Annotated in this window: 24 protein-coding genes; 11 read left to right on the forward strand and 13 right to left on the reverse strand. The window is 32.8% G+C overall.

Annotation, left to right across the window (positions count from 1 at the left end; genetic code table 11):
- Positions 1-26 precede the first annotated feature (26 nt).
- The 4 genes from Q0663_RS11620 to Q0663_RS11635 all read right to left on the reverse strand — a co-directional run bounded on the left by Q0663_RS11620 (position 27) and on the right by Q0663_RS11635 (position 3,392).
- On the reverse strand, positions 27-1,400 hold the full coding sequence (locus Q0663_RS11620; protein ID WP_299011290.1) for an MBL fold metallo-hydrolase: 1,374 nt from the start codon (positions 1,398-1,400) through the stop codon (positions 27-29).
- Positions 1,401-1,411: 11 nt separating this feature from the next.
- A complete protein-coding gene (locus Q0663_RS11625) occupies positions 1,412-2,254 on the reverse strand; it encodes a restriction endonuclease (protein ID WP_299011292.1) in 843 nt (280 codons plus the stop codon).
- 24 nt (positions 2,255-2,278) lie between these two features.
- A complete protein-coding gene (locus Q0663_RS11630) occupies positions 2,279-2,665 on the reverse strand; it encodes a hypothetical protein (RefSeq protein WP_299011204.1) in 387 nt (128 codons plus the stop codon).
- A gap of 139 nt (positions 2,666-2,804) precedes the next feature.
- A complete protein-coding gene (locus Q0663_RS11635; RefSeq protein WP_299011206.1) occupies positions 2,805-3,392 on the reverse strand; it encodes a riboflavin synthase in 588 nt (195 codons plus the stop codon).
- 63 nt (positions 3,393-3,455) lie between these two features.
- Here Q0663_RS11635 and pdxA point away from each other — a divergent pair, with 63 nt between their 5' ends.
- From pdxA to accC, 6 genes are all read left to right on the forward strand, one after another.
- Positions 3,456-4,490 (forward strand): 4-hydroxythreonine-4-phosphate dehydrogenase PdxA, encoded by a 1,035-nt coding sequence (gene pdxA, locus Q0663_RS11640; protein WP_299011208.1) that lies wholly within the window; start codon positions 3,456-3,458, stop codon positions 4,488-4,490.
- Between the two features lie 74 nt (positions 4,491-4,564).
- Positions 4,565-5,101, forward strand: coding sequence for a DUF177 domain-containing protein (locus tag Q0663_RS11645; RefSeq protein ID WP_299011210.1), 537 nt, complete (start codon positions 4,565-4,567; stop codon positions 5,099-5,101).
- Positions 5,102-5,109: 8 nt separating this feature from the next.
- Positions 5,110-5,304: a 50S ribosomal protein L32 gene (rpmF, locus tag Q0663_RS11650; RefSeq protein ID WP_047789948.1), complete on the forward strand. Its 195-nt coding sequence runs from the start codon at positions 5,110-5,112 to the stop codon at positions 5,302-5,304.
- A 150-nt stretch (positions 5,305-5,454) separates the two neighbouring features.
- On the forward strand, positions 5,455-6,450 hold the full coding sequence (locus Q0663_RS11655; protein WP_299011212.1) for a beta-ketoacyl-ACP synthase III: 996 nt from the start codon (positions 5,455-5,457) through the stop codon (positions 6,448-6,450).
- A gap of 24 nt (positions 6,451-6,474) precedes the next feature.
- Positions 6,475-6,957, forward strand: coding sequence for an acetyl-CoA carboxylase biotin carboxyl carrier protein (gene accB, locus Q0663_RS11660; protein WP_299011213.1), 483 nt, complete (start codon positions 6,475-6,477; stop codon positions 6,955-6,957).
- A gap of 89 nt (positions 6,958-7,046) precedes the next feature.
- Positions 7,047-8,393, forward strand: coding sequence for an acetyl-CoA carboxylase biotin carboxylase subunit (gene accC / locus Q0663_RS11665; RefSeq protein WP_299011216.1), 1,347 nt, complete (start codon positions 7,047-7,049; stop codon positions 8,391-8,393).
- A gap of 59 nt (positions 8,394-8,452) precedes the next feature.
- Here the strand turns inward: accC and Q0663_RS11670 are convergent, their stop codons facing one another.
- Positions 8,453-9,445, reverse strand: coding sequence for a Stealth CR1 domain-containing protein (locus Q0663_RS11670; RefSeq protein ID WP_299011218.1), 993 nt, complete (start codon positions 9,443-9,445; stop codon positions 8,453-8,455).
- Between the two features lie 161 nt (positions 9,446-9,606).
- On the opposite strand from Q0663_RS11670, the gene Q0663_RS11675 reads away from it, so the two are divergent.
- On the forward strand, positions 9,607-10,167 hold the full coding sequence (locus Q0663_RS11675) for a YeeE/YedE thiosulfate transporter family protein (protein WP_299011220.1): 561 nt from the start codon (positions 9,607-9,609) through the stop codon (positions 10,165-10,167).
- A gap of 1 nt (position 10,168) precedes the next feature.
- Positions 10,169-10,582 carry a DUF6691 family protein gene (locus Q0663_RS11680; protein ID WP_299011222.1) on the forward strand — a complete coding sequence of 138 codons (414 nt, stop codon included), beginning with the start codon at positions 10,169-10,171 and terminating at the stop codon, positions 10,580-10,582.
- On the opposite strand, the gene Q0663_RS11685 is transcribed toward Q0663_RS11680, so the two are convergent.
- From Q0663_RS11685 to Q0663_RS11710, 6 genes are all read right to left on the reverse strand, one after another.
- Complete coding sequence (locus Q0663_RS11685) at positions 10,579-11,181, reverse strand: DUF4230 domain-containing protein (protein WP_299011224.1); 603 nt, start codon at positions 11,179-11,181, stop codon at positions 10,579-10,581. The two genes, Q0663_RS11680 and Q0663_RS11685, sit on opposite strands and share 4 nt — an antisense overlap.
- Before the next feature lie 46 nt (positions 11,182-11,227).
- Positions 11,228-11,821: a lipoprotein signal peptidase gene (locus tag Q0663_RS11690; RefSeq protein WP_299011226.1), complete on the reverse strand. Its 594-nt coding sequence runs from the start codon at positions 11,819-11,821 to the stop codon at positions 11,228-11,230.
- Positions 11,822-11,964: 143 nt separating this feature from the next.
- Complete coding sequence (locus Q0663_RS11695) at positions 11,965-12,612, reverse strand: hypothetical protein (RefSeq protein ID WP_299011228.1); 648 nt, start codon at positions 12,610-12,612, stop codon at positions 11,965-11,967.
- 46 nt (positions 12,613-12,658) lie between these two features.
- Entirely contained in the window at positions 12,659-13,036 is a 378-nt protein-coding gene (locus Q0663_RS11700; RefSeq protein ID WP_028892210.1) for a TraR/DksA C4-type zinc finger protein, read from the reverse strand.
- Positions 13,037-13,040: 4 nt separating this feature from the next.
- The gene (ileS, locus tag Q0663_RS11705; protein WP_299011229.1) at positions 13,041-16,448 is read right to left on the reverse strand and encodes an isoleucine--tRNA ligase; all 3,408 of its coding nucleotides are present in this window, start codon (positions 16,446-16,448) and stop codon (positions 13,041-13,043) included.
- Between the two features lie 123 nt (positions 16,449-16,571).
- On the reverse strand, positions 16,572-17,330 hold the full coding sequence (locus Q0663_RS11710) for a TerB family tellurite resistance protein (RefSeq protein ID WP_299011231.1): 759 nt from the start codon (positions 17,328-17,330) through the stop codon (positions 16,572-16,574).
- A 114-nt stretch (positions 17,331-17,444) separates the two neighbouring features.
- On the opposite strand from Q0663_RS11710, the gene Q0663_RS11715 reads away from it, so the two are divergent.
- Positions 17,445-17,855, forward strand: coding sequence for a BrxA/BrxB family bacilliredoxin (locus tag Q0663_RS11715; protein ID WP_028892207.1), 411 nt, complete (start codon positions 17,445-17,447; stop codon positions 17,853-17,855).
- Between the two features lie 168 nt (positions 17,856-18,023).
- Here Q0663_RS11715 and Q0663_RS11720 read toward each other — a convergent pair whose 3' ends face one another.
- Positions 18,024-18,482: a LexA family transcriptional regulator gene (locus Q0663_RS11720; protein ID WP_299011235.1), complete on the reverse strand. Its 459-nt coding sequence runs from the start codon at positions 18,480-18,482 to the stop codon at positions 18,024-18,026.
- A gap of 25 nt (positions 18,483-18,507) precedes the next feature.
- Positions 18,508-19,764, reverse strand: a complete 1,257-nt coding sequence (locus Q0663_RS11725) for a Y-family DNA polymerase (RefSeq protein WP_299011237.1) — start codon at positions 19,762-19,764, stop codon at positions 18,508-18,510.
- A gap of 62 nt (positions 19,765-19,826) precedes the next feature.
- On the opposite strand from Q0663_RS11725, the gene Q0663_RS11730 reads away from it, so the two are divergent.
- Both Q0663_RS11730 and Q0663_RS11735 read left to right on the forward strand, forming a co-directional pair.
- Positions 19,827-20,288: an Lrp/AsnC ligand binding domain-containing protein gene (locus tag Q0663_RS11730; protein ID WP_047789927.1), complete on the forward strand. Its 462-nt coding sequence runs from the start codon at positions 19,827-19,829 to the stop codon at positions 20,286-20,288.
- A gap of 9 nt (positions 20,289-20,297) precedes the next feature.
- Positions 20,298-20,879: a HupE/UreJ family protein gene (locus Q0663_RS11735; RefSeq protein ID WP_047789926.1), complete on the forward strand. Its 582-nt coding sequence runs from the start codon at positions 20,298-20,300 to the stop codon at positions 20,877-20,879.
- The last annotated feature ends 13 nt before the right edge of the window (positions 20,880-20,892 follow it).

Genomic DNA, 20,892 nt, shown 5'->3' on the forward strand with positions numbered 1-20,892 from the left:
TAGCTTTTACGATTAAACATTTCGTTTTATATCATTAACTCTTTTATAGCATGTAATTTTGGAATACAAACATTCCAATTTTTCTCTTTTTGTATTTTCACCCTAAAAACATCTAAAGCTGTTTGTTCTCCATGAATAAGAAACACTTCTTCTGGTATGTTTTTTATCTCACTTAACCAATCTAACAAGTCTTGCTGATCTGCATGAGCAGATAAACTTTCTATACTTTTAACTCTTGCCTTTACAGGAAAATATCGTCCAAAGAACTTTATTTCATGACATCCTTCTTGTAATTGTCTTCCTCTAGTTCCTTCTGCCTGATACCCAACCAACAGAATCGTCGTAGTAGGATCATCAATCATTTGTTGTAAGTAAGTTAAAACCCTACCACCAGTTACCATACCGCTTCCTGCAATTATTATTTTAGATCTCGGAACATCAATAGTTTCCCAAGTTTCTCTATACGATTCTAAAATAGTAACGTGATTACACATAGCTACATATTCATCCATCGATAATTTATGCCATTGCGGATATCGTTTAAAAACCTCTAAAACATTATTCCCCATCGGGCTATCTACAAAAATGGGAATGTTTGGGATTTTATTTTTCTTATACAACTTCCATAAAACATACATTAACATTTGCAAACGCTCAACAGCAAAACTAGGAATGATTAAATTTCCTTTTTGCACGATGGTTTTTTTAATCGTTTCTGATAAAATTTCTTCTATATCTTCTGTAGGATGCAGTTTATGACCATATGTACTTTCTAAAAAAAGATAATCTGCCCACTCAGGTTTTTTGGGTTTTTCTAACAAATAATCATTTTGCCTTCCAATATCTCCAGAAAACACAAATCGCTTTTTGTTGATATTTAATTCTATGAAAGTAGCCCCAATGATATGTCCGTTGTATTGAAATCTATATGATATTTCATCTGAAAAAGAAATCCATTCTCCTTCCTCTACAGCTTCAAATAAGGTTATTGTTTTTTCAGCTTCAGCAATTGTATAAAAAGGAAGTACAGGATTATGTTTACTATAATGTTCTAGAGCTGCTTTTTCTGCTTCTTCCTCGTGAATCTTTGCGCTATCTTCTAAAATAATTCCTGCAATCGCTAAAGTAGGGGCTGTTCCAACAATCCTTCCTCTAAATCCTTGTTTGTACAACCTAGGTAAAAACCCTACATGATCTAGATGCCCGTGTGTTAATAGTACTATATCGATTTGGTTTACATCTACAGGAAGTTCTTTCCAATTTAACTCTCTAAGCTCTTTGAGTCCTTGAAACATACCGCAATCAATCAAAATTTTCTTACCGTACGCTTCGAGCAAAAACTTTGATCCTGTAACTGTACCTGCTGCTCCTAAAAAATGAACTTTAGCAAAATTAAGCATCATTACTTGTTTTAAGCGTTACACAATTGTTGTATTTCTGCAAGAATTCTTTTCTTTCTAGTATCAGAAACCCCTAAATGATCTAAGTAAAAGCTATCTTTTATTAACTCTCTGCACAGTACTACATCTCTATTTAATAAAAACTGCTTTTCTCTATTTGTCAGTAAAGTTGAAACCGTAATAGGGTATAACCCTAAACGATCAATTATATCCTTTAAACTATTTCCTACAGGGTAATCCCAACTTAACAGGTACAATCCAGCACAATTACCATACTCAGTCGCATCTTTAGTAAACCTTGTATTCGTTACAACCCAACCTTGAGTTAACGTTGTATCGTGTTTTTTAAATGTATTCCAATGATTTTTAACATCGCGATAACGAGAATGAACATATAAAGGAACTTTAACATTACAAACGAGACTTTCCTCACTATGAAACTTACACTCTACAACAGTAGTTTCATTGTTTTTATGTGCTACAATATCTACTTCGTGCTGTACACATTCACCTTGTAAAATTTCTCCTACAGCTACCTTATATCCTGAATACTTTAAAATAGCTCCTATAAAATGTTCAAAAGGAAAACCAGTGGGACCTAACTCATATATAGCCTTCTTTAACTTATACCTTGAAGCAAATACATTTTTCTTTTTCTTCAATAAAGCAAAGGCTCTATTATAAATTTCTTTTGTGGTTATTCCTTCATACAATTCATCATGAACGGTTTCTAAAATAGAAGCTACCACTTCATCATCGGCACCAGTTCGTTTTAGAGATTTTTTTAACTTGGTGAGTGCAAACTGTACGACTTCTCCAGAACTCTTTACTATTGAGATTTTATCAGTATTCATTTTCATATTTAATGCAAATTCAGTTTAAAAAGGCACAATTCCGTAAGCTTCATTTAATAAAAACAACCCCAAAAAGAAAAGCAAAACATACAATGCTTGTATAAACTTTAAATTGGTTTGTTTTAATAAGTTGATGGTTTGTTTTGGAAAAGTGAAGAGAATAATTCCTTTAATTAAGGCTAACCAACCAAATAAGGTTATTAATAGTTTAATGTTTGGTTCCCAAATATTATGAGCTAACACATTAAGCAACCCTATAATAATTGCAAAAAGCGAAAGGATAATTAAGAATCGGGCATCTTGTAAGTTATCTACTATTTGTTTTACCCTTTTCGGATTAAAACTCAAAACAAAGAAGAAAATAATACAATACCAGCCCCAAAATTTCAACAAAAAAACCGATATATCCATAACTTATAGTTTTATACACTTTCTCAAAGATACGGATATAACACGCTGATTTTCATGATTTTTATCATAAAAAAAGAAAAAACCATAAACATATCGAAATATATTTATGGTTTTTATAATTGTTGGAGGTTTTCTCCTATTATCTAAATTGAGTTAGTCTAGCAACATACTTTCCTATAACATCAAACTCTAAGTTTACCTTGCTGCCAATTGTAAAATTTTTAAACGTAGTATGCTCAAAGGTATAAGGGATTATTGCCACACTAAATTCATCTTTTTTAGAATTTACAACTGTTAAACTCACTCCGTTAATGGTAATAGAACCTTTTTCAATCGTTACATTACTTCCATCAAAATCGTAAGAAAAAGTAAAAACCGTGCTCCCATCAGCATCTTCAATACTTTTACAAATTCCTGTCCTATCTACATGTCCCTGTACAATATGACCGTCTAAACGAGCCCCTAATTTCATCGCTCTTTCAAGGTTTACCTCGTCTCCTATTTGTAAATCGCCAATATTGGTTTTATCTAAAGTTTCTTTTATTGCTGTAACGGTATACTCATCATTATTAATTGCCACTACTGTTAAACAAACTCCATTATGAGCCACACTTTGATCTATTTTTAACTCGTTGGTAATTGTACTTTGAATTGTAAGGTGTAAATTTTCTTTTTCACGCTCTATTCCTTTAACCGTTCCAAGAGTTTCTATTATTCCGGTAAACATTCTATAAAAATTTAGTTACTTTTGTTAGCATCAAAAATACAACTTTACCTACGAAAGTAAACTATGGATAAAGCAAACAAAATTATTGTTGGAATTTCAGTTGGAGACATCAACGGAATTGGTATCGAAATTATTTTAAAAACTTTTGAAGACAAACGAATGTTAGATTTCTGTACCCCTGTGTTGTTCGCTTCAAACAAACTGATTTCATACCACAAAAAAGCGTTGAATCTTAATAATAGTGTCCACGGAATTACTTCGATAGATAAATTAGTTCACGGAAAAGTCAACTTATTGAATGTTTGGAAAGAGGAGGTTAAAATTGATTTAGGTAAAATTACTGAAGAAGGTGGTAAATATGCTTTAAAATCTTTGCAAGGAGCAGTAGCTGCTTTAAAGAAAAATCAAGTTGATGTTTTACTTACCGCTCCTATTAGTAAAGAGAATATACAATCAGAAGAGTTTAAGTTCCCTGGTCATACAGAATACTTGGAAGAGAACATAGACGGAAAAAGCTTGATGATTTTAATGACGGATGAATTACGTATTGGTTTAATAACAGGACATATTCCTGTTTCAAGGGTTGCCGAAACCATTACTCCAGAGCTTATCAAGTCGAAAGTTGAAATTATGTATAATTCATTAAAGCAAGATTTCAACATCAACAAACCTAAAATTGCCATTTTAGGACTAAATCCTCATTGTGGAGATAACGGAATTATAGGTACTGAGGACGATGAAATTATTCGCCCAACGATTGCCGAAATTAAAGAATCTGGTAAATTAGTTTTTGGACCTTATGCAGCTGATGGTTTCTTTGGTTCTAAAACTTACGAACAATTTGACGGTGTTTTAGCCATGTATCATGACCAAGGGTTAGCTCCTTTCAAAGCTTTATCGTTTGGAAATGGTGTAAATTTCACCGCAGGATTAGCTAAAGTAAGAACCTCTCCAGATCACGGAACGGGATTTGATATTGCAGGTAAAAATAAAGCAAATGAAACGTCGTTTAAAGAAGCTTTATTTACCTCATTACAAATATTTAAGAACCGAAAAGAGTATCAAGAACTTACTAAAAATGCTTTAAACGTAAAATAGTGCATTTTTTTTACACAAAATATAAAAGTAAAAACATTTTTTATATCTTTGCACGCTCAAATTGATAGTTGTAGATGAAAGACTTAAAACAATTCAACATACCTTTTGTAGGTTTAAAAGAAGGAAGTCATTTGTTTGAATATCAAATTGACAAAACGTTCTTTGAAGCATTTCAGTTTGACGAGTTTAAAAACTCTAACGTAAAAGCCGATATTACATTTGTTAAAAAAAGTACTTTATTGGAACTATCTTTTAACATCAGTGGAACAGTTAACGTTCCTTGTGATATTACTAACGAATTATTTGATTTACCTATTAATGGTAATTTAAATTTAGTTGTTAAGTTTGGACCTGAGTTTAATGACGAACACGATGAAATTTTGATACTTCCACATGAAGCTTATCAAGTAAATGTAGCTCAATACATATATGAGCTAATTGTGTTATCAGTACCAAGCAAGAGAATACATCCAAATGTTGCTGATGGCACTATGCAATCAGATGCTTTAAGAAAATTAGAAGAATTAAGAATAAACGAAGAAAAACCTGTTGAGGAAGAGTCAACAGACCCTAGATGGGATAAATTAAAGGATTTACTAACAGATAAATAAGACATAAAATGGCACATCCAAAGAGAAAAATATCTAAAACTAGAAGAGATAAAAGAAGAACTCACTATAAAGCTTCTGTACCTCAAATAGCTGTTGATCCTACAACTGGAGAAGCTCATTTATACCACAGAGCTCACTGGCATGAAGGAAAACTTTATTACAGAGGTCAAGTAGTATTAGAAAGCGCTGCTGCTGAGGCTTAAGAACTAGTTTAAAAAATTAAAAAACCCTCTATTTTGAGGGTTTTTTTATGTTTTTACATCAAAAAATGTATTTTTTGATGTTTTTTTCTACAAAAAAGTGAAATAATTTTCATTACTTTGAAAACTCGTTTTACTACAAAACAAACAACTATGACTAAAATAACTGCAGCTATATCGGCGGTAGGAAAATATATTCCCGAGTACGCTCTAACTAACAAAGAGCTAGAAACAATGGTAGATACCAACGATGAATGGATTACCAGCAGAACAGGAATCAAAGAACGAAGAATCTTAAAAGGAGAAGGTCTTGGAACTTCTTACATGGCTATTAAAGCAGCCGAAGATTTACTACAAAAATCAAATACAACCCCTGAAGAAATAGACATGGTAATCGTAGCAACCGCTACACCAGATATGCCAGTAGCTTCTACAGCAGCATACACTGCCTCTAAAATTGGAGCGGTTAATGCTTTTTCATACGATTTACAGGCTGCTTGTTCTAGTTTCTTATTCGGTATGTCTACTGCTGCTAAGTATATTGAAAGTGGTCGTTATAAAAAGGTATTATTAATTGGTGCTGATAAAATGTCATCAATTATTGATTATACTGATAGAGCTACTTGTATCATTTTTGGTGATGGCGCAGGCGCTGTTTTATTTGAACCTAATACTGATGGATTTGGTTTACAAGACGAATATTTACGAAGTGACGGTATTGGTCGTGAATTTTTAAAAATCGAAGCAGGTGGTTCAATCTTACCAGCATCAGAAAACACCATAAAAAACAAACAACACTTTGTACATCAAGAAGGTAGAACAGTGTTTAAATTTGCCGTATCAAATATGGCAGATGTTTCTGAAAAAATGTTAACCAGAAACAACTTAACAAAAGAAGATATTCAGTGGTTAGTTCCACATCAAGCTAATAAAAGAATCATCGAAGCTACTGCTAACAGAGTTGGCTTAGAAGAAGATAAAGTAATGATGAATATTCACAAGTACGGAAATACTACTTCTGCTACTTTACCGTTATTACTTGCCGATTATGAAAAAGAGTTGAAAAAAGGAGATAATTTAATTTTTGCCGCATTTGGTGGTGGTTTCACTTGGGGAGCTATCTACTTAAAATGGGCATATAACTCATAAACTAAACAACTAAAATTTAGGAAAATGGACATTAAAGAAATTCAAAGTCTTATAAAATTTGTAGCAAAGTCAGGTGCAAGTGAAGTAAAGCTAGAAATGGAAGATATTAAAATCACCATTAAAACTGGAAGCGAGGCTGCTGAAACTACTATTATTCAAGCTGCTGCTCCTATGGCTCAAGCTCCTCAAATGATGGCTCAAGCTCCTGTTGCTCAACCAGCAGCACCAGCTGCAGCTGCTCCTGCTAACACTGAAGACGACTCAAAATATGTAACTATAAAATCACCTATCATTGGTACTTTCTACAGAAAGCCTTCTCCAGATAAACCTAATTTTGCTGAAGTAGGAACTGAAGTAAAAGTTGGTGATACTGTTTGTATTATTGAAGCAATGAAATTATTTAACGAAATCGAATCAGAAGTATCTGGTAAAATCGTTAAAGTATTAGTGGATGACTCTTCTCCAGTAGAATTTGATCAACCATTATTCTTAGTAGACCCATCATAATTTTTGGTTTAGAAGTTTTACGTTTAGAAGTTTAGCACATAGCTAAACTCTTAAACAGCTAAACCCAATAAACTCATAAACTAAAAGACATGTTTAAAAAGATATTAATTGCCAATAGAGGCGAAATCGCGCTACGTGTAATTAGAACCTGTAAAGAGATGGGTATTAAAACAGTGGCTGTTTACTCTAAAGCAGATGCTGAAAGTTTACACGTACGATTTGCTGACGAAGCAGTGTGTATTGGACCTGCTCCAAGTAGCGAATCATACCTAAAAATGGATCGTATCATTGCTGCTGCTGAAATTACAAACGCAGACGGAATCCACCCAGGATACGGTTTCTTAGCTGAAAATGCTAAGTTTTCAAGATTATGTGAAGAACACGATATTAAGTTCATCGGAGCTTCTCCTGAAATGATTGACCGTATGGGAGATAAAGCGAATGCTAAAGCTACCATGAAAGCTGCGGGTGTACCTTGTGTACCTGGTAGTGACGGTGTAATCACCACTTTTGAAGAGTGTGAAGAAATCGCTAAAGAAACAGGATATCCTGTAATGTTAAAAGCTTCTGCTGGTGGTGGAGGTAAAGGAATGCGTGCTGTTTGGAAAGCTGAAGATTTAAGAGATGCTTGGGATTCTGCTAGACAAGAATCTAAAGCTGCTTTTGGAAATGACGATATGTATATGGAGAAGTTAATTGAAGAGCCTCGCCATATAGAAATTCAAGTAGTAGGTGATTCTTACGGTAAAGCTTGTCACTTATCTGAAAGAGATTGTTCAGTTCAACGTCGTCACCAAAAATTAACTGAAGAAACTCCTTCTCCATTCATGACAGAAGAATTACGTGATGCCATGGGAGCTGCTGCTGTAAAGGCTGCTGAATACATTAAGTATGAAGGTGCTGGTACAGTTGAGTTCTTAGTAGATAAACACCGTAACTTCTACTTTATGGAAATGAATACTCGTATTCAAGTAGAACACCCAATTACGGAAGAAGTTGTTGATTACGATTTAATTCGTGAACAAATCTTAGTTGCGGCTGGTGTGCCAATTTCAGGTAAAAACTACAAGCCTCAATTACATTCAATTGAATGTAGAATTAACGCAGAAGATCCTTATAACGGATTTAGACCTGCTCCAGGAAAAATAATTTCTTATCATGCTCCAGGTGGTCATGGTGTTCGTATCGACACTCACGTATACGCTGGGTATATGATTCCACCAAACTACGATTCTATGATTTCTAAGTTAATTGTTACTGCACAAACTCGTGAAGAAGCAATCAACAAAATGAAACGTGCATTAGATGAGTATGTTATTGAAGGTGTAAAAACAACTATTCCTTTCCACAGACAATTAATGGATCATCCAGATTACGTAGCGGGTAATTATACCACTAAGTTCATGGAAGATTTTGAAATGGAAAAACAATCATAAAAAAAAGCCTAATGTTTTTAAACATTAGGCTTTTTTAATGTAAAAGGTTCTACTACCTCCTATTTTTCAAAACTTGATTTTTCAGGCAAGATACTCTCAAAAGCATCGTGTATTTCTTGCATTACTTTATCGTAGTTTCTTATGTGTATATTATCGTTTAAACAAACCAGTTTATACGATTGTTCTCTAACAGCCTTAATTGCTTGTTTCGACTTTATAACCAAAGAAAACATCTTGGTATCTTGATACGTATTATACGGTATAAAGTTAGATTTACAAATCTGCCAAGTCTTAAATAACTCAGGCGTGTAGTCGTTATCGCTTCTAAATCTGTGTGTAGACATTCCTGTAAGTTCATTTCCACAGTGTTTCCAAACATCTTCAAAAGTAGACTTTAAAAAAGGCTGTGCGTTGTGTGGAGTACGAAGTGTTACAAATTTATTGTAGTACCTTAATAATTTTGTTATTCTTGCTCTTGAACCATACGAAGGGTGAAACCATTTATCATGATCTCTTTTAAAAACTTCTTTCTTATCAAAATGTTTATTGATAAGTCGAATGTTATTTTTTAACATTTTCTCGAATTGAGAAATACCTGTATTGGTTCTAAAAGTGGCAATATCTTTCGGTAATCCATTTTCAAAAAAACGCGTTTCAGGAACATCGTTTATAATAAAAAAGTCGTCGTTGAAATACACAAATTGCTCTGATAAATCAGGAATTTTGTGCATATAAATCTCAATTAAATTAGAGTTAAAAACTGGTAAATATTCCTCTGGAATAAAATCAGAATGACTTACTAAATTAATCTTAGGATGATTTTCATCTAACCATTCAGGTTTCTGTCCGCTAGTTACAAAATGAATTTTTCTAACCCAAGGAGCAAACTTCTCAACACCTCTAAACCAATATTTTAAAAAACCGTGATCACGAAAACGTGCTTCTGATTTTTCGTTAACAGAATTATCTATTTTATCAGAAAATTTTGAAAACTCTTTAATCCATTTAGGGTCATCCATATCAACCCAAGTAACCACAAAATCTATTCCCATCTTATACTAAAATTAAGTAAACTTTCTAGGGTTCAAAAGTACTTCTTTTTAAATAAACTCTCTAAATTAATGAGAAAATATAGAGCCATGTATTCTTTGTATACAAACTTTTAAACAAGAATTATACTTTATATTTGCACTTTATAAAACAACTCTGTTAAATGGATTTTATCTTACAACCTTGGCCTTGGTATGTATCTGGACCACTTATTTCGTTGATACTTTTCTTATTTTTTTACTTCGGAAAAAACTTTGGCGTATCTACTAACTTAGAAACCATGTGTACTATGGCAGGTGCCGGCAAAGTATCTGATTATTTTAAAAAAGACTGGAAAGAACGCGATTGGGCTATTGTATTTTTAGTTGGTTTATTAATTGGAGGATATATAGCTATTAACTTTTTATCTGCTGCACCAGGAGTTGATTTAAACCCTACCACCGTTAACGAATTAGCTGAATTAGGTTTTGCTGATGCTGGAAAAACGTATGTGCCAAATGAAATTTATAGTATAGAAAACATGTTAACCTTAAAAGGTTTTGCCTTTTTGTTAGTTGCCGGAATTTTAATTGGTTTCGGAACGCGTTACGCAGACGGTTGTACTTCAGGGCACGCTATTACAGGATTGAGTAGCTTTCAGTTACCTTCTTTAATTGCAGTAATTGGTTTTTTTATAGGTGGTTTAATTATGATTTGGGTACTTTTCCCTTTAATATTTGGTTAAGATGAAGAATTTGAAATTTTTAGTTATTGGTATAATTTTCGGAATTATTTTATCAAAATCAGAAGCTGTTTCTTGGTATCGAATTTATGAAATGTTTAAGTTTCAATCATTTCACATGTACGGAATTATTGGTTCTGCCGTAGCTATTTCTGCAGTGTTTATGTATTTCTTTAAAAGTGGAAAAATTAAAGATTACTTAGGTAACCAAATCAATATTAAAGAAAAGAAAAAAGGTTTTATTAGAACTTTAGTTGGTGGAACTCTTTTCGGATTGGGTTGGGCGTTAGCAGGTGCATGTCCTGGCCCTATTTTTGTGTTAATCGGACATGGAATAGCACCAATGATTATTGTGCTTTTAGGTGCTCTTTTAGGTGCTTTTATTTACGGTTTGTTGAGTAAGAAATTGCCTCATTAATCTTTTAACAACAACGAGTCAAAAACCTTTGAATTGGTATTATCAACCACTTTCCAATTGTAAATTTTAGAAAGTTGGTAAATTTTCGATAATTCTTCAAATAACCGTGTTTTAGCGTCTTTTTGTAATCGAGACACTGTAATTGTTGATTGAATCTTTTCTATAGCTTTAGCATTAAGCTTATTCAATTCTTGTTTAGAAAATGTATTGAACTGACTTTGTTGTAAATCGAAGTATTTAATATCGGGAGAGATGAGAATTTCTTCTTCAGGAATTTTATTGATAATGATTTGTTTCCCTACACTATCTATCTGAATTTCTAATTTTGATAAGTCATAACCAACCTCAACCTTTGCATTCACAGAAAGCATTGCTTTTTTTTCAAACGTAAGGTATCCGTAAAAGTATTTTTTGGCATCTGTAAAGCTATACATTTCAGAAAAACTTCCTTCTGAAACCACCAACTTACTCAGGTTCTGAACTCCATTTAAAACAACTTGAATTTCTTCTTGTTCATACTTTTCCTCCTTCTTTTCATACCAAAATTTTGCAATTAAAAATCCTAGTACAAAAACAGCAAGGTATTTTAGTAAACGCATAGTTTTCTTTTTCTATAAATATAAAAAAAGTAAATGAAAGTGAGATTTATGAAACCTTCTTTGTTTCTTCTTCCTCCTTTGGAAATGCTTGCTTATTGAATATGAATAATAACGCAACTCCGATGGTTATCCAAGAATCTGCTCCGTTAAAAATAGCATTGAAAAATGTAAAGTTTTCTCCTTGATAAATTGGGAAATACAACATATCAACTACTTTACCGTGAAATAATTCTCCGTAAGGATTATCAGAAAAAAGCGTAGCGACGTTGTGGTATGACGAATCGAAAATTACTCCGTAAAAAACAGAATCGATAATATTACCCACTGCTCCCGCTAAAATTAGTGATATTGCTATAATTACTGCTGTATGTGTTTTTTTCTTAATGGTTTGCCACAACCAATACACAATACCGGTAACCGCAACTATTCTAAACAATGTTAAAAATAATTTACCTGCTTTTCCACCGAATTCAAATCCCCAAGCCATACCGTTATTTTCGGTAAAATGGATTCTGAACCAATCGTTAAAAACAATGATTTCTTCTCCTAGTTGAAAATGAGTTTTGATATATATTTTACTTATTTGGTCAATTAAAATTGCCAAAACTACGGTAAGTATTGCGATGTGTTTTTTAGACATTATTTCAAATTAATGGAAACAAAAATAAGAAAACTATTCTTATGTTTTTTACAGTTATTTTTTAGAAAAAAGCACCCTATACTTTTCGTCATATTCGTCTTTATATAGTTTGAAAGAGGTAGTTTTTTTTAATCAAACTTATATTAATCCTTTCTTTTCACAGTAATATTAGCATGAATAGAATTTACGGTAATTATTTTGGATGATGATGAATTTTGCTTTAGAAATGGAGAAATTTTCTTTTCGTCATTAACTAGAATTACTCCTTTATTTGTAGTTAGGTTTAAATCTGTTTTAAATGCATCTGCAAATACATTTCCTTGAAAAAGGTGTGCTTTTATATTTCCTGAAATGGTATTCAATTTTATGTTTCCTCTTTCAATATACACATCTAAATCTCCCTCATAGCTTTTTGAAGTCACTCCTATAGTTTTACCATGGATTGTAATATGCTTATTTTTTGGAGCTTTTATTACTACTCGAGCTCTTTCAAGTCTTCTTGTAATGTACTTTCTAAAAACCTCATCTTGATATAGGGAAATATTCAGTTCAAAACTTACTTTTAAAATCTCATTTTCCTCATAAAAAAGGATATTATGTGTATGCGGATTTTCATCAAACAGAGTTACCTCTAACTGATTATTTTCAGAATTCTCTACAACAATATCATCTAATCCGTAAGTAAGTACTTCAAGTTCATGCACCAGCATACTTCTTTTCTGCACTACTTTTTCTTGACTAAAAAGAAGTTGATTACCGACTATAAATAATAAGAACACATATTTCTTCATACAAAAAAAGCCTCTTAAAAGAGGCTTTATATAAATTTTCTAAGGTTTATTGCTTGCGTTTTGCTTCAATACTTAACGTAGCATGAGGCACTAATTTTAAACGTTCTTTTTGAATTAACTTACCAGTAACTCTACAAATACCGTAGGTTTTATTTTCAATACGAACTAAGGCGTTCTTTAAATCTCTAATAAATTTCTCTTGACGAATAGCTAATTGCATGTTTGCTTCTTTAGCCATTGTATCCGATCCTTCTTCAAACGACTTAAATTGCGGAGAAGTATCATCGGTACCGTTATCAGATCCGTTTTTGTAAGAAGCTTGTAATAATTTTAAATCTTCTTCTGCTTTTTCAATTTTCTTTAAGATGATTTCTTTAAATTCTTGTAAATCACTATCTGAATATCTTATTTTAACATCATCCATAATGCTATATTTTTTCAATTAACATTCTACTTTTAATGGTATCAAACTCAATTTCTGTACCATTATTTAAATCATCAACAAAAACTAATTCGTTTGTTAATGTTTCTGCTTTAATGTAGTTTTCATTTGCCAATACCGATTCTCTTAAATCATCAGCTTGTAAAATGGTTAATTTTATTTTATCGGTTACTTCTAAACCTGTGTCTTTTCGTGCGTTTTGAATTCTATTTACCAATTCTCTTGCCACACCTTCTTTGCGTAATTCGTCGTTTATCGTAACATCTAAAGCAACGGTTAACCCTTCTGCATTTGCTACCAACCACCCTTCGATATCTTTTGATGAAATCTCTACATCAGCGGTTTCTAAAGTAATCATTTTATTATTAATTTCCACAGAAATTTCTCCTTCTTTTTCTATTTTGAAGATGTCTTCTTGTGTAAATCCTTGTATTTGATTCGCTATCAGCTTCATATCTTTACCAAATTTCGGACCTAAAGCCTTGAAGTTTGGCTTGATTTGTTTCACCAAAATTCCTGAAGCATCGTCTAATAACTCAATCTCTTTAACGTTTACTTCTGACTTAATTAAATCTGCAACTGCTAAAATTTCTTCCTTCTGAACTGCATCTAATACTGGAATCATTATTTTTTGTAATGGTTGACGTACTTTGATTTTTTCTTTAGCTCTAAGAGATAAAACTAATGATGAAATCGTTTGTGCATTTTCCATTTTACGCTCTAATGATTTATCTACTAAATCAGCATTATACTTAGGGAATTCTGCAATGTGTACACTTTCAAAATCCTCTACACATGTAGCGTTTACTAAATCTTTATATAAACGATCCATAAAGAAAGGTGCTACTGGAGACCCTAATTTAGCCACCGTTAACATACATGTATACAATGTTTGGTATGCTGAAATTTTATCTTGTGCATATTCTCCTTTCCAGAAACGTCTTCTACATAAACGCACATACCAATTACTTAAATGATCTTGTACAAAATCAGAAATTGCTCTGGTTGCTTTGGTTGGCTCATAATCTGCATAGAATTTATCAACCTTATCAACCAACGTATTTAATTCAGATAAAATCCAACGATCAATCTCTGGTCTTTCGTTGATTGGAATTTCAGCTTCGCTATACGTAAAATTGTCAATATTCGCATATAATGAGAAGAATGAATAGGTATTGTATAAAGTTCCGAAGAATTTACGTTTTACCTCTTCTATTCCTGCAATATCAAATTTTAAGTTGTCCCATGGGTTCGCATTTGAAATCATGTACCAACGCGTAGCATCTGGACCAAATTCTGACAATGTAGTAAACGGATCTACCGCATTTCCTAAACGTTTTGACATTTTTTGTCCGTTCTTATCTAACACCAATCCGTTAGATACAACATTTTTATAAGCTACAGAATCAAACACCATCGTTCCAATTGCATGTAACGTATAGAACCATCCACGAGTTTGATCTACTCCTTCTGCAATAAAGTTCGCTGGGTAACTTTCTTTAGTATCTATTAATTCTTTATTTTCAAACGGATAATGCCATTGTGCATATGGCATAGAACCTGAATCGAACCATACATCAATTAAATCACTTTCGCGCTTCATTGGTTTACCTGATGTAGAAACTAAGGTAATTTTATCGACTACATTTTTATGTAAATCGATTTTATCATAGTTCTCTTCAGACATGTTTCCTACTTCAAAATCAGCAAAAATATCTTCAGTCATTACACCTGCTTCAACAGCTTTTGCAATTTCTGATTTCAATTCTTCTACAGAACCAATACAAATTTGCTCTGTTCCATCTTCAGTACGCCAAATTGGTAATGGAATTCCCCAAAAACGAGAACGCGATAAGTTCCAATCATTCGCATTTTTTAACCAGTTACCAAAACGTCCTTCTCCAGTTGATTTTGGCTTCCAGTTGATGGTTTCGTTTAAATCGAACATTCTATCCTTTACATCAGTTACCTTGATAAACCAAGAATCTAACGGATAATATAAAATTGGTTTATCGGTACGCCAACAGTTAGGATAACTGTGTACATATTTTTCAACCTTAAAGGCTTTGTTTTCTTCTTTTAATTGAATTGCTAACTCAACATCCACCGATTTTTCTGGTGCTTCACCATCAGTATAGTATTCGTTCTTCACATATTTACCTGCAAATTCTCCCATTTCTGGACGGAATTTCCCTTGTAAATCTACTAAAGGAACTGGATTCTCATTTTCGTCTAACACTAACATTGGTGGCACTTCTGGAGTTGCTTGTTTTGCAACCAACGCATCATCAGCACCAAACGTAGGTGCTGTGTGTACAATACCTGTACCATCTTCAGTTGTAACAAAATCTCCTGAAATTACTCTAAAAGCATTTTCTGGATTTTGGTATGGTAGAGCATATGGTAATAATTGCTCGTATTTAATACCTACTAAGTCTTTTCCTATAAATTCTTTTACAACTGCATATGGAATTTGCTTATCTCCCTCTGCATAATTTGCTAATTCAGCTACGTCTTCAACTTCATTAAACTTCTTTCCAGCAAATTGTTTACCTACCAGGTTTTTCGCTAACACCACTTGAATTGGTTCAAATGTGTATTGATTGAATGTTTTTACTAAAACATACTCAATCTTTGGGCCAACCGTTAATGCTGTGTTTGAAGGAAGTGTCCATGGAGTCGTTGTCCATGCTAAAAAGTGCACATCTCCTTCAACTTGTAAAAACTCTGGTAACGTTTCTTTGATTGTTTTAAACTGAGCTACTACTGTAGTATCCGTAACATCTTGATAGGTTCCTGGTTGGTTTAACTCATGCGAGCTTAATCCTGTTCCTGCTTTTGGTGAATACGGTTGAATGGTATATCCTTTATACAGTAAATCTTTATCATAGATTTGCTTTAACAACCACCAAACCGATTCCATATATTTTGGTTTGTAAGTAATATATGGATCTTCCATATCTACCCAATATCCCATTTTTTGGGTTAGGTCGTTCCAAATATCAGTGTAACGCATTACCGCTTTTTTACACGCTTCGTTGTATTCTTCAACGGTAATTTTTGTTCCAATGTCTTCTTTAGTGATTCCTAATTCTTTTTCAACACCCAATTCTACAGGTAACCCATGCGTATCCCAACCTGCTTTACGCTTAACTTGGTATCCTTTTTGGGTTTTATAACGACAAAAAATATCTTTAATGGCACGTGCCATTACGTGGTGAATTCCTGGTAAACCGTTTGCTGAAGGTGGTCCTTCAAAAAACACAAATGGTTCATTTCCTTCACGTGTAGTAATACTTTTTTCAAAGATGTTGTTTTCTTCCCAATAGTTTAATATTTCTTCTGCTACTTTTGGTAAATCCAATCCTTTGTATTCAGTAAACTTCTTACTCATTTTGTCGGTTTATTAATTGAATGTGCGAAATTACGTATTTTCTTGTAATTGTTGAGTTTGAGATATAAAAAAACGCCTTAAAAAAGGCGTTTTTATTGTGAATTCTATTTTTAAGGAAACAAACTAATTAATTCCTCGTTCTTTTTTAATTTGTTCGTAAGCTGCTTGAATTTTTTGAAACTTTTCGTTAGCTCCATTTTTATGCTCTTCTCCTAAGTTTTGCAATTTATCTGGATGGTGCTTTTTAGCCATTTTTCGATACGCTTTTTTCACCTCATCATTAGTAGCTTCTTTTGTTATTTCTAGCATTTTATAAGCGCTATCAGACTCATCATAAAACATTGCTTTTATTGATGAATAATCGTATTCATTAATGTATAAATAACTTGCTATTTTTCTAATTTCTTGCTCCTCATTACTCGTTACCTGTCCATCAGCTTGCGCTATTCCGAATAAAAAATGGACTAACTGTAATCGCGTAGCATGCGACATGTACTGACGAATTTGTAAACAAACTTGACGTGTAGAAATTTGCTTTTTAATAATTCCGTTGAACAATTTAAATGCATGATTTGCTCGTTCTTTACCGTACATTTTCACAAAATACGTACGAACATAATCTAATTCGCGTTGATCTATTCTCCCATCTGCTTTTATAACTACCGATGCTAAGATTAATAAGCTAATTTCAAAATCTCCTGAAGTAGCTCTTCCTCTTGTTCCCTCATGTTGTCTTTTTTGATATTCTTGTTGTTCTTCTTTAAAATCTTCTACTGAAATTCCATCAATAAAACTCCCCACAACAAATCCTACAATAGCTCCAATAGGGCCTCCTAACGTAAAGCCTGCTCCAGCCCCAAGCCATTTTGCAAATTTTCCCATTTATAAAATTTAAAAGTGCAAAGATAAAATTTTAAGCAACTACAACCATAGCTATTTGAAGTTGATTGTTGCCATGAAAAACAGTATCTTTGCTTTAAAATTTAATTCAAAAATATGTATCCAGAAGAATTAGTAAAACCAATGCGTGACCAATTAATCAACGCTGGTTTTGAAGCTTTATATACTGCTGAAGATGTTGACAATGCTTTAGCAAAAGAAGGAACTACGTTAGTAATGGTAAACTCAGTTTGTGGATGTGCTGCAGGTACTGCAAGACCAGGAGCTATTGCTTCTTTAGGGGCAGATAAAACTCCTACACATTTAACAACTGTTTTTGCAGGGGTAGAAAAAGAATCTACTGCGAAGGCAAGAGAATATATGATTCCTTTCCCTCCATCATCACCTGCAATCGCCTTATTTAAAGACGGAAATTTAGTACACATGTTAGAGCGTCATCATATCGAGGGTCGTTCTGCTGAAGCAATTGCTCAAAACTTAGCAGCTGCTTACGACGAGTTTTGTTAATTTTTAGAAGCAAGACTTTTAGGCTAAAGAACAAAGACAAAAAAATCCAGCAAATTGCTGGATTTTTTATTTTAAGATTCCTTACGAAAAGTTCGGAATGACTCTTGATCTTTTTGATAAAACTGTCTTAATTCTTTTATCTAACAGCGAAGCGGTCTCTTTTCACTTCTAAACTTTCTTAATCACATTGGTGACAATTCCCCAAATGATAAAATTATTTTCTTCAGTGATTTTTATAATAGGATAATCTGGATTTTCAGGTTTCAACCAAACTTCTCCTCCTTCAACTCGCAAACGTTTTACCGTAAACTCTCCATCTAAAAAACAAACCGCTATCTTATTATTGGTTGGCGGAATACTTCTATCAATCACCAGCAAATCATTATCATCCAAACCAGCACCAATCATCGATTGACCACTTACTCGTGCAAAAAAAGTTGCCTCTTTATTTCTAATAAGCTCCTCATCTAACGAAATACGAGTTTCTCTAAAATCATCTGCAGGAGAAGGAAATCCAGCAGAAATACCTATATCCATAAAGATAGCTCCTTCGGTTTCATTTAATTCTTTCGGTAAAAAAAATGTCAATGCTTCTGATGCTTGTACTTGTTTTAATTTTCGTAACATCTTATTGTTTGTTGTTTAACTAAACTTACTTTACCTTGATAATATCGTTAATATTAGTTGTGTACTTGGGTGATAATCGTTCTTGACGCATCTTCCAAGTACGCCGTAAATCTTGATTGGCTAATTTAATCTTATCTGCTTTATAAGTCTGATTAATTTTATCAATCGCACTCATTAAAGAAGCGTGCTTCGGGTTTTCACTTGCAAACATATCTAATTGATAATTATCTGAAGGCACCAATCCTGTTACAATGACTCCTGCTCTTTTGTAGTGTATTCCTTCTTTAAAAATAGTTGTTACTGCTTGTACCGCGCTTTTACTTATTGTTAATGTAGAGTTTGTCGGGTATGGAAGTACAACTGTTTTACTTGCTCGATGTTGTTCAGTTTCTTTTTTATGATAATCACTACGCAATAACACAATTATCATATGACAACTTGAGTTTTGCTTTCGTAATTTTTCTGCACAACTTACAGCAAACGTTGAAATTCTTTCTTTAATATTATCTAGATCCGAAAATGTATATTCAAAACTTCGGGTTGTTGCTATTGTTTTTTTGTTAGCAGGTTCATCTAGTTGTATTTTAGGATCTCCTTCTAAATCTTTTTTCAACTTCCAACCTGTAATCGATAAATTTTTCAGTACCCAATCATCACTTAACTGTGTAAAATCATACGCTTTTACACATCCTTTAGCTTGTAGTCTTTTTTGTATCCCTCTTCCAATTCCCCAAACATTTTCTATAGAAGTCCATTTTAATGCTTTTATTCTTTTTTCTTCGGAATCAATCACACACACTCCACCTGTTTCTTTTAAGAATTTTCGAGCAATTTTATTAGCTACTTTACTCAATGCTTTTGTAGGTGCAATTCCTACACAAGTTGGAATACCCGTCCATTGTAAAATTCTACTTCTTATTTCAGTTCCATAAGAATTAAAATTATATTCATTAAAACCTTTGAATTGTAAAAATGCTTCATCAATAGAGTATACTTCTACATCTGGAGAAAATTGTTCTAAAATTTTCATCACTCTAGCGCTCATATCACCATACAACGGATAATTTGACGATAGCACTGAGATATTATTGTTTTTACAAAACTGATCCCACTTAAAAATTGGAGCTCCAAATGGAAGTTGCAAGTCTTTTGCTTCGTCACTCATTGAAATAACACACCCATCGTTATTGCTTAAAATAGCTACAGGTTTTCCTTGCAAATTCGGATTAAAAACCCGTTCGCAAGAAACATAAAAGTTATTACAATCTACCAACGCATACATAATTGTAAAGGTACAGAATATTGAAAAAATGAACTCTAACTAACTTTCCTTATTTTTGTTTCATGGTTAGAAAATTAAAAATTGACGGAATTGATAAAATAATTATCAAACGTCTTGTAAAAGATGCTCGTACGCCTATTTTAAGTATCGCCCGAGAAGTAGGTATATCTGGCGCTGCCATTCATCAACGATTAAGAAAGTTAGACGAATCGGATTTAATTGATGGTTATAAAATGATATTAAATCCAAAAGCTTTAGGGTATACTACTACCGCTTTTGTTGGTGTGTTTTTAGATTCTTCTAGCTTATACTCTTCTGCAATTAAACGACTAAAAGAAATTCCTGAAATTGTAGAAAGCCACTACACTACTGGTAACTATGCTATTTTCATCAAAATACTGTGTAAAAACAACGAAGACTTAATGCATTTGTTAAATAAGGATATTCAAACCATAAAAGGAGTTTCAAGAACCGAAACTTTTATATCTTTAGACCAACAAATAGATCGACAAATAAAAATTTAAAAACCCCTAATGAACGATTTTATCTTCTACTTTAAAATGGGCTTGTTTCATGTATTAGACTTTAAAGCCTATGACCATATTTTATTCTTAATTGTATTAGCTGTTGTGTATCAATTTAAACAGTGGACAAAAGTTTTATGGTTAATCACTTTATTTACCATTGGACACTCGATAACGCTAGCACTTTCTGCCTACGGAATTTTAAATGTACGAGCAGATTTAATCGAATTTTTAATTCCGTTAACTATTTTTATTACAGGGTTAATGAATGTATTAACTGCCAAAAAAGCATCGGTAGGAAAAGAAAATCAGAATTTATTTTTTGCTTTATTTTTCGGATTAATTCACGGACTTGGTTTTTCCAACTATTTTAAAATTATGATTGGTAAAACTTCTGATAAATTTTTACCTTTATTGGAGTTTGCTTTAGGTGTAGAAGTAGCACAAATTATTATTGTATTAGGAATTTTATTAATTGGTGCTTTAGTACAATCAATCTTTAGTGTAAATCGTCGTGATTGGATTTTAATCATGTCGTCAATCGTAATTGGTTTTGCTTTACAAATGATGTTTGACCGTGTTTTTTGGTAAAAAATTAACGCCT

The sequence above is a fragment of the uncultured Tenacibaculum sp. genome (assembly GCF_947504135.1).
Classification (GTDB): domain Bacteria; phylum Bacteroidota; class Bacteroidia; order Flavobacteriales; family Flavobacteriaceae; genus Polaribacter.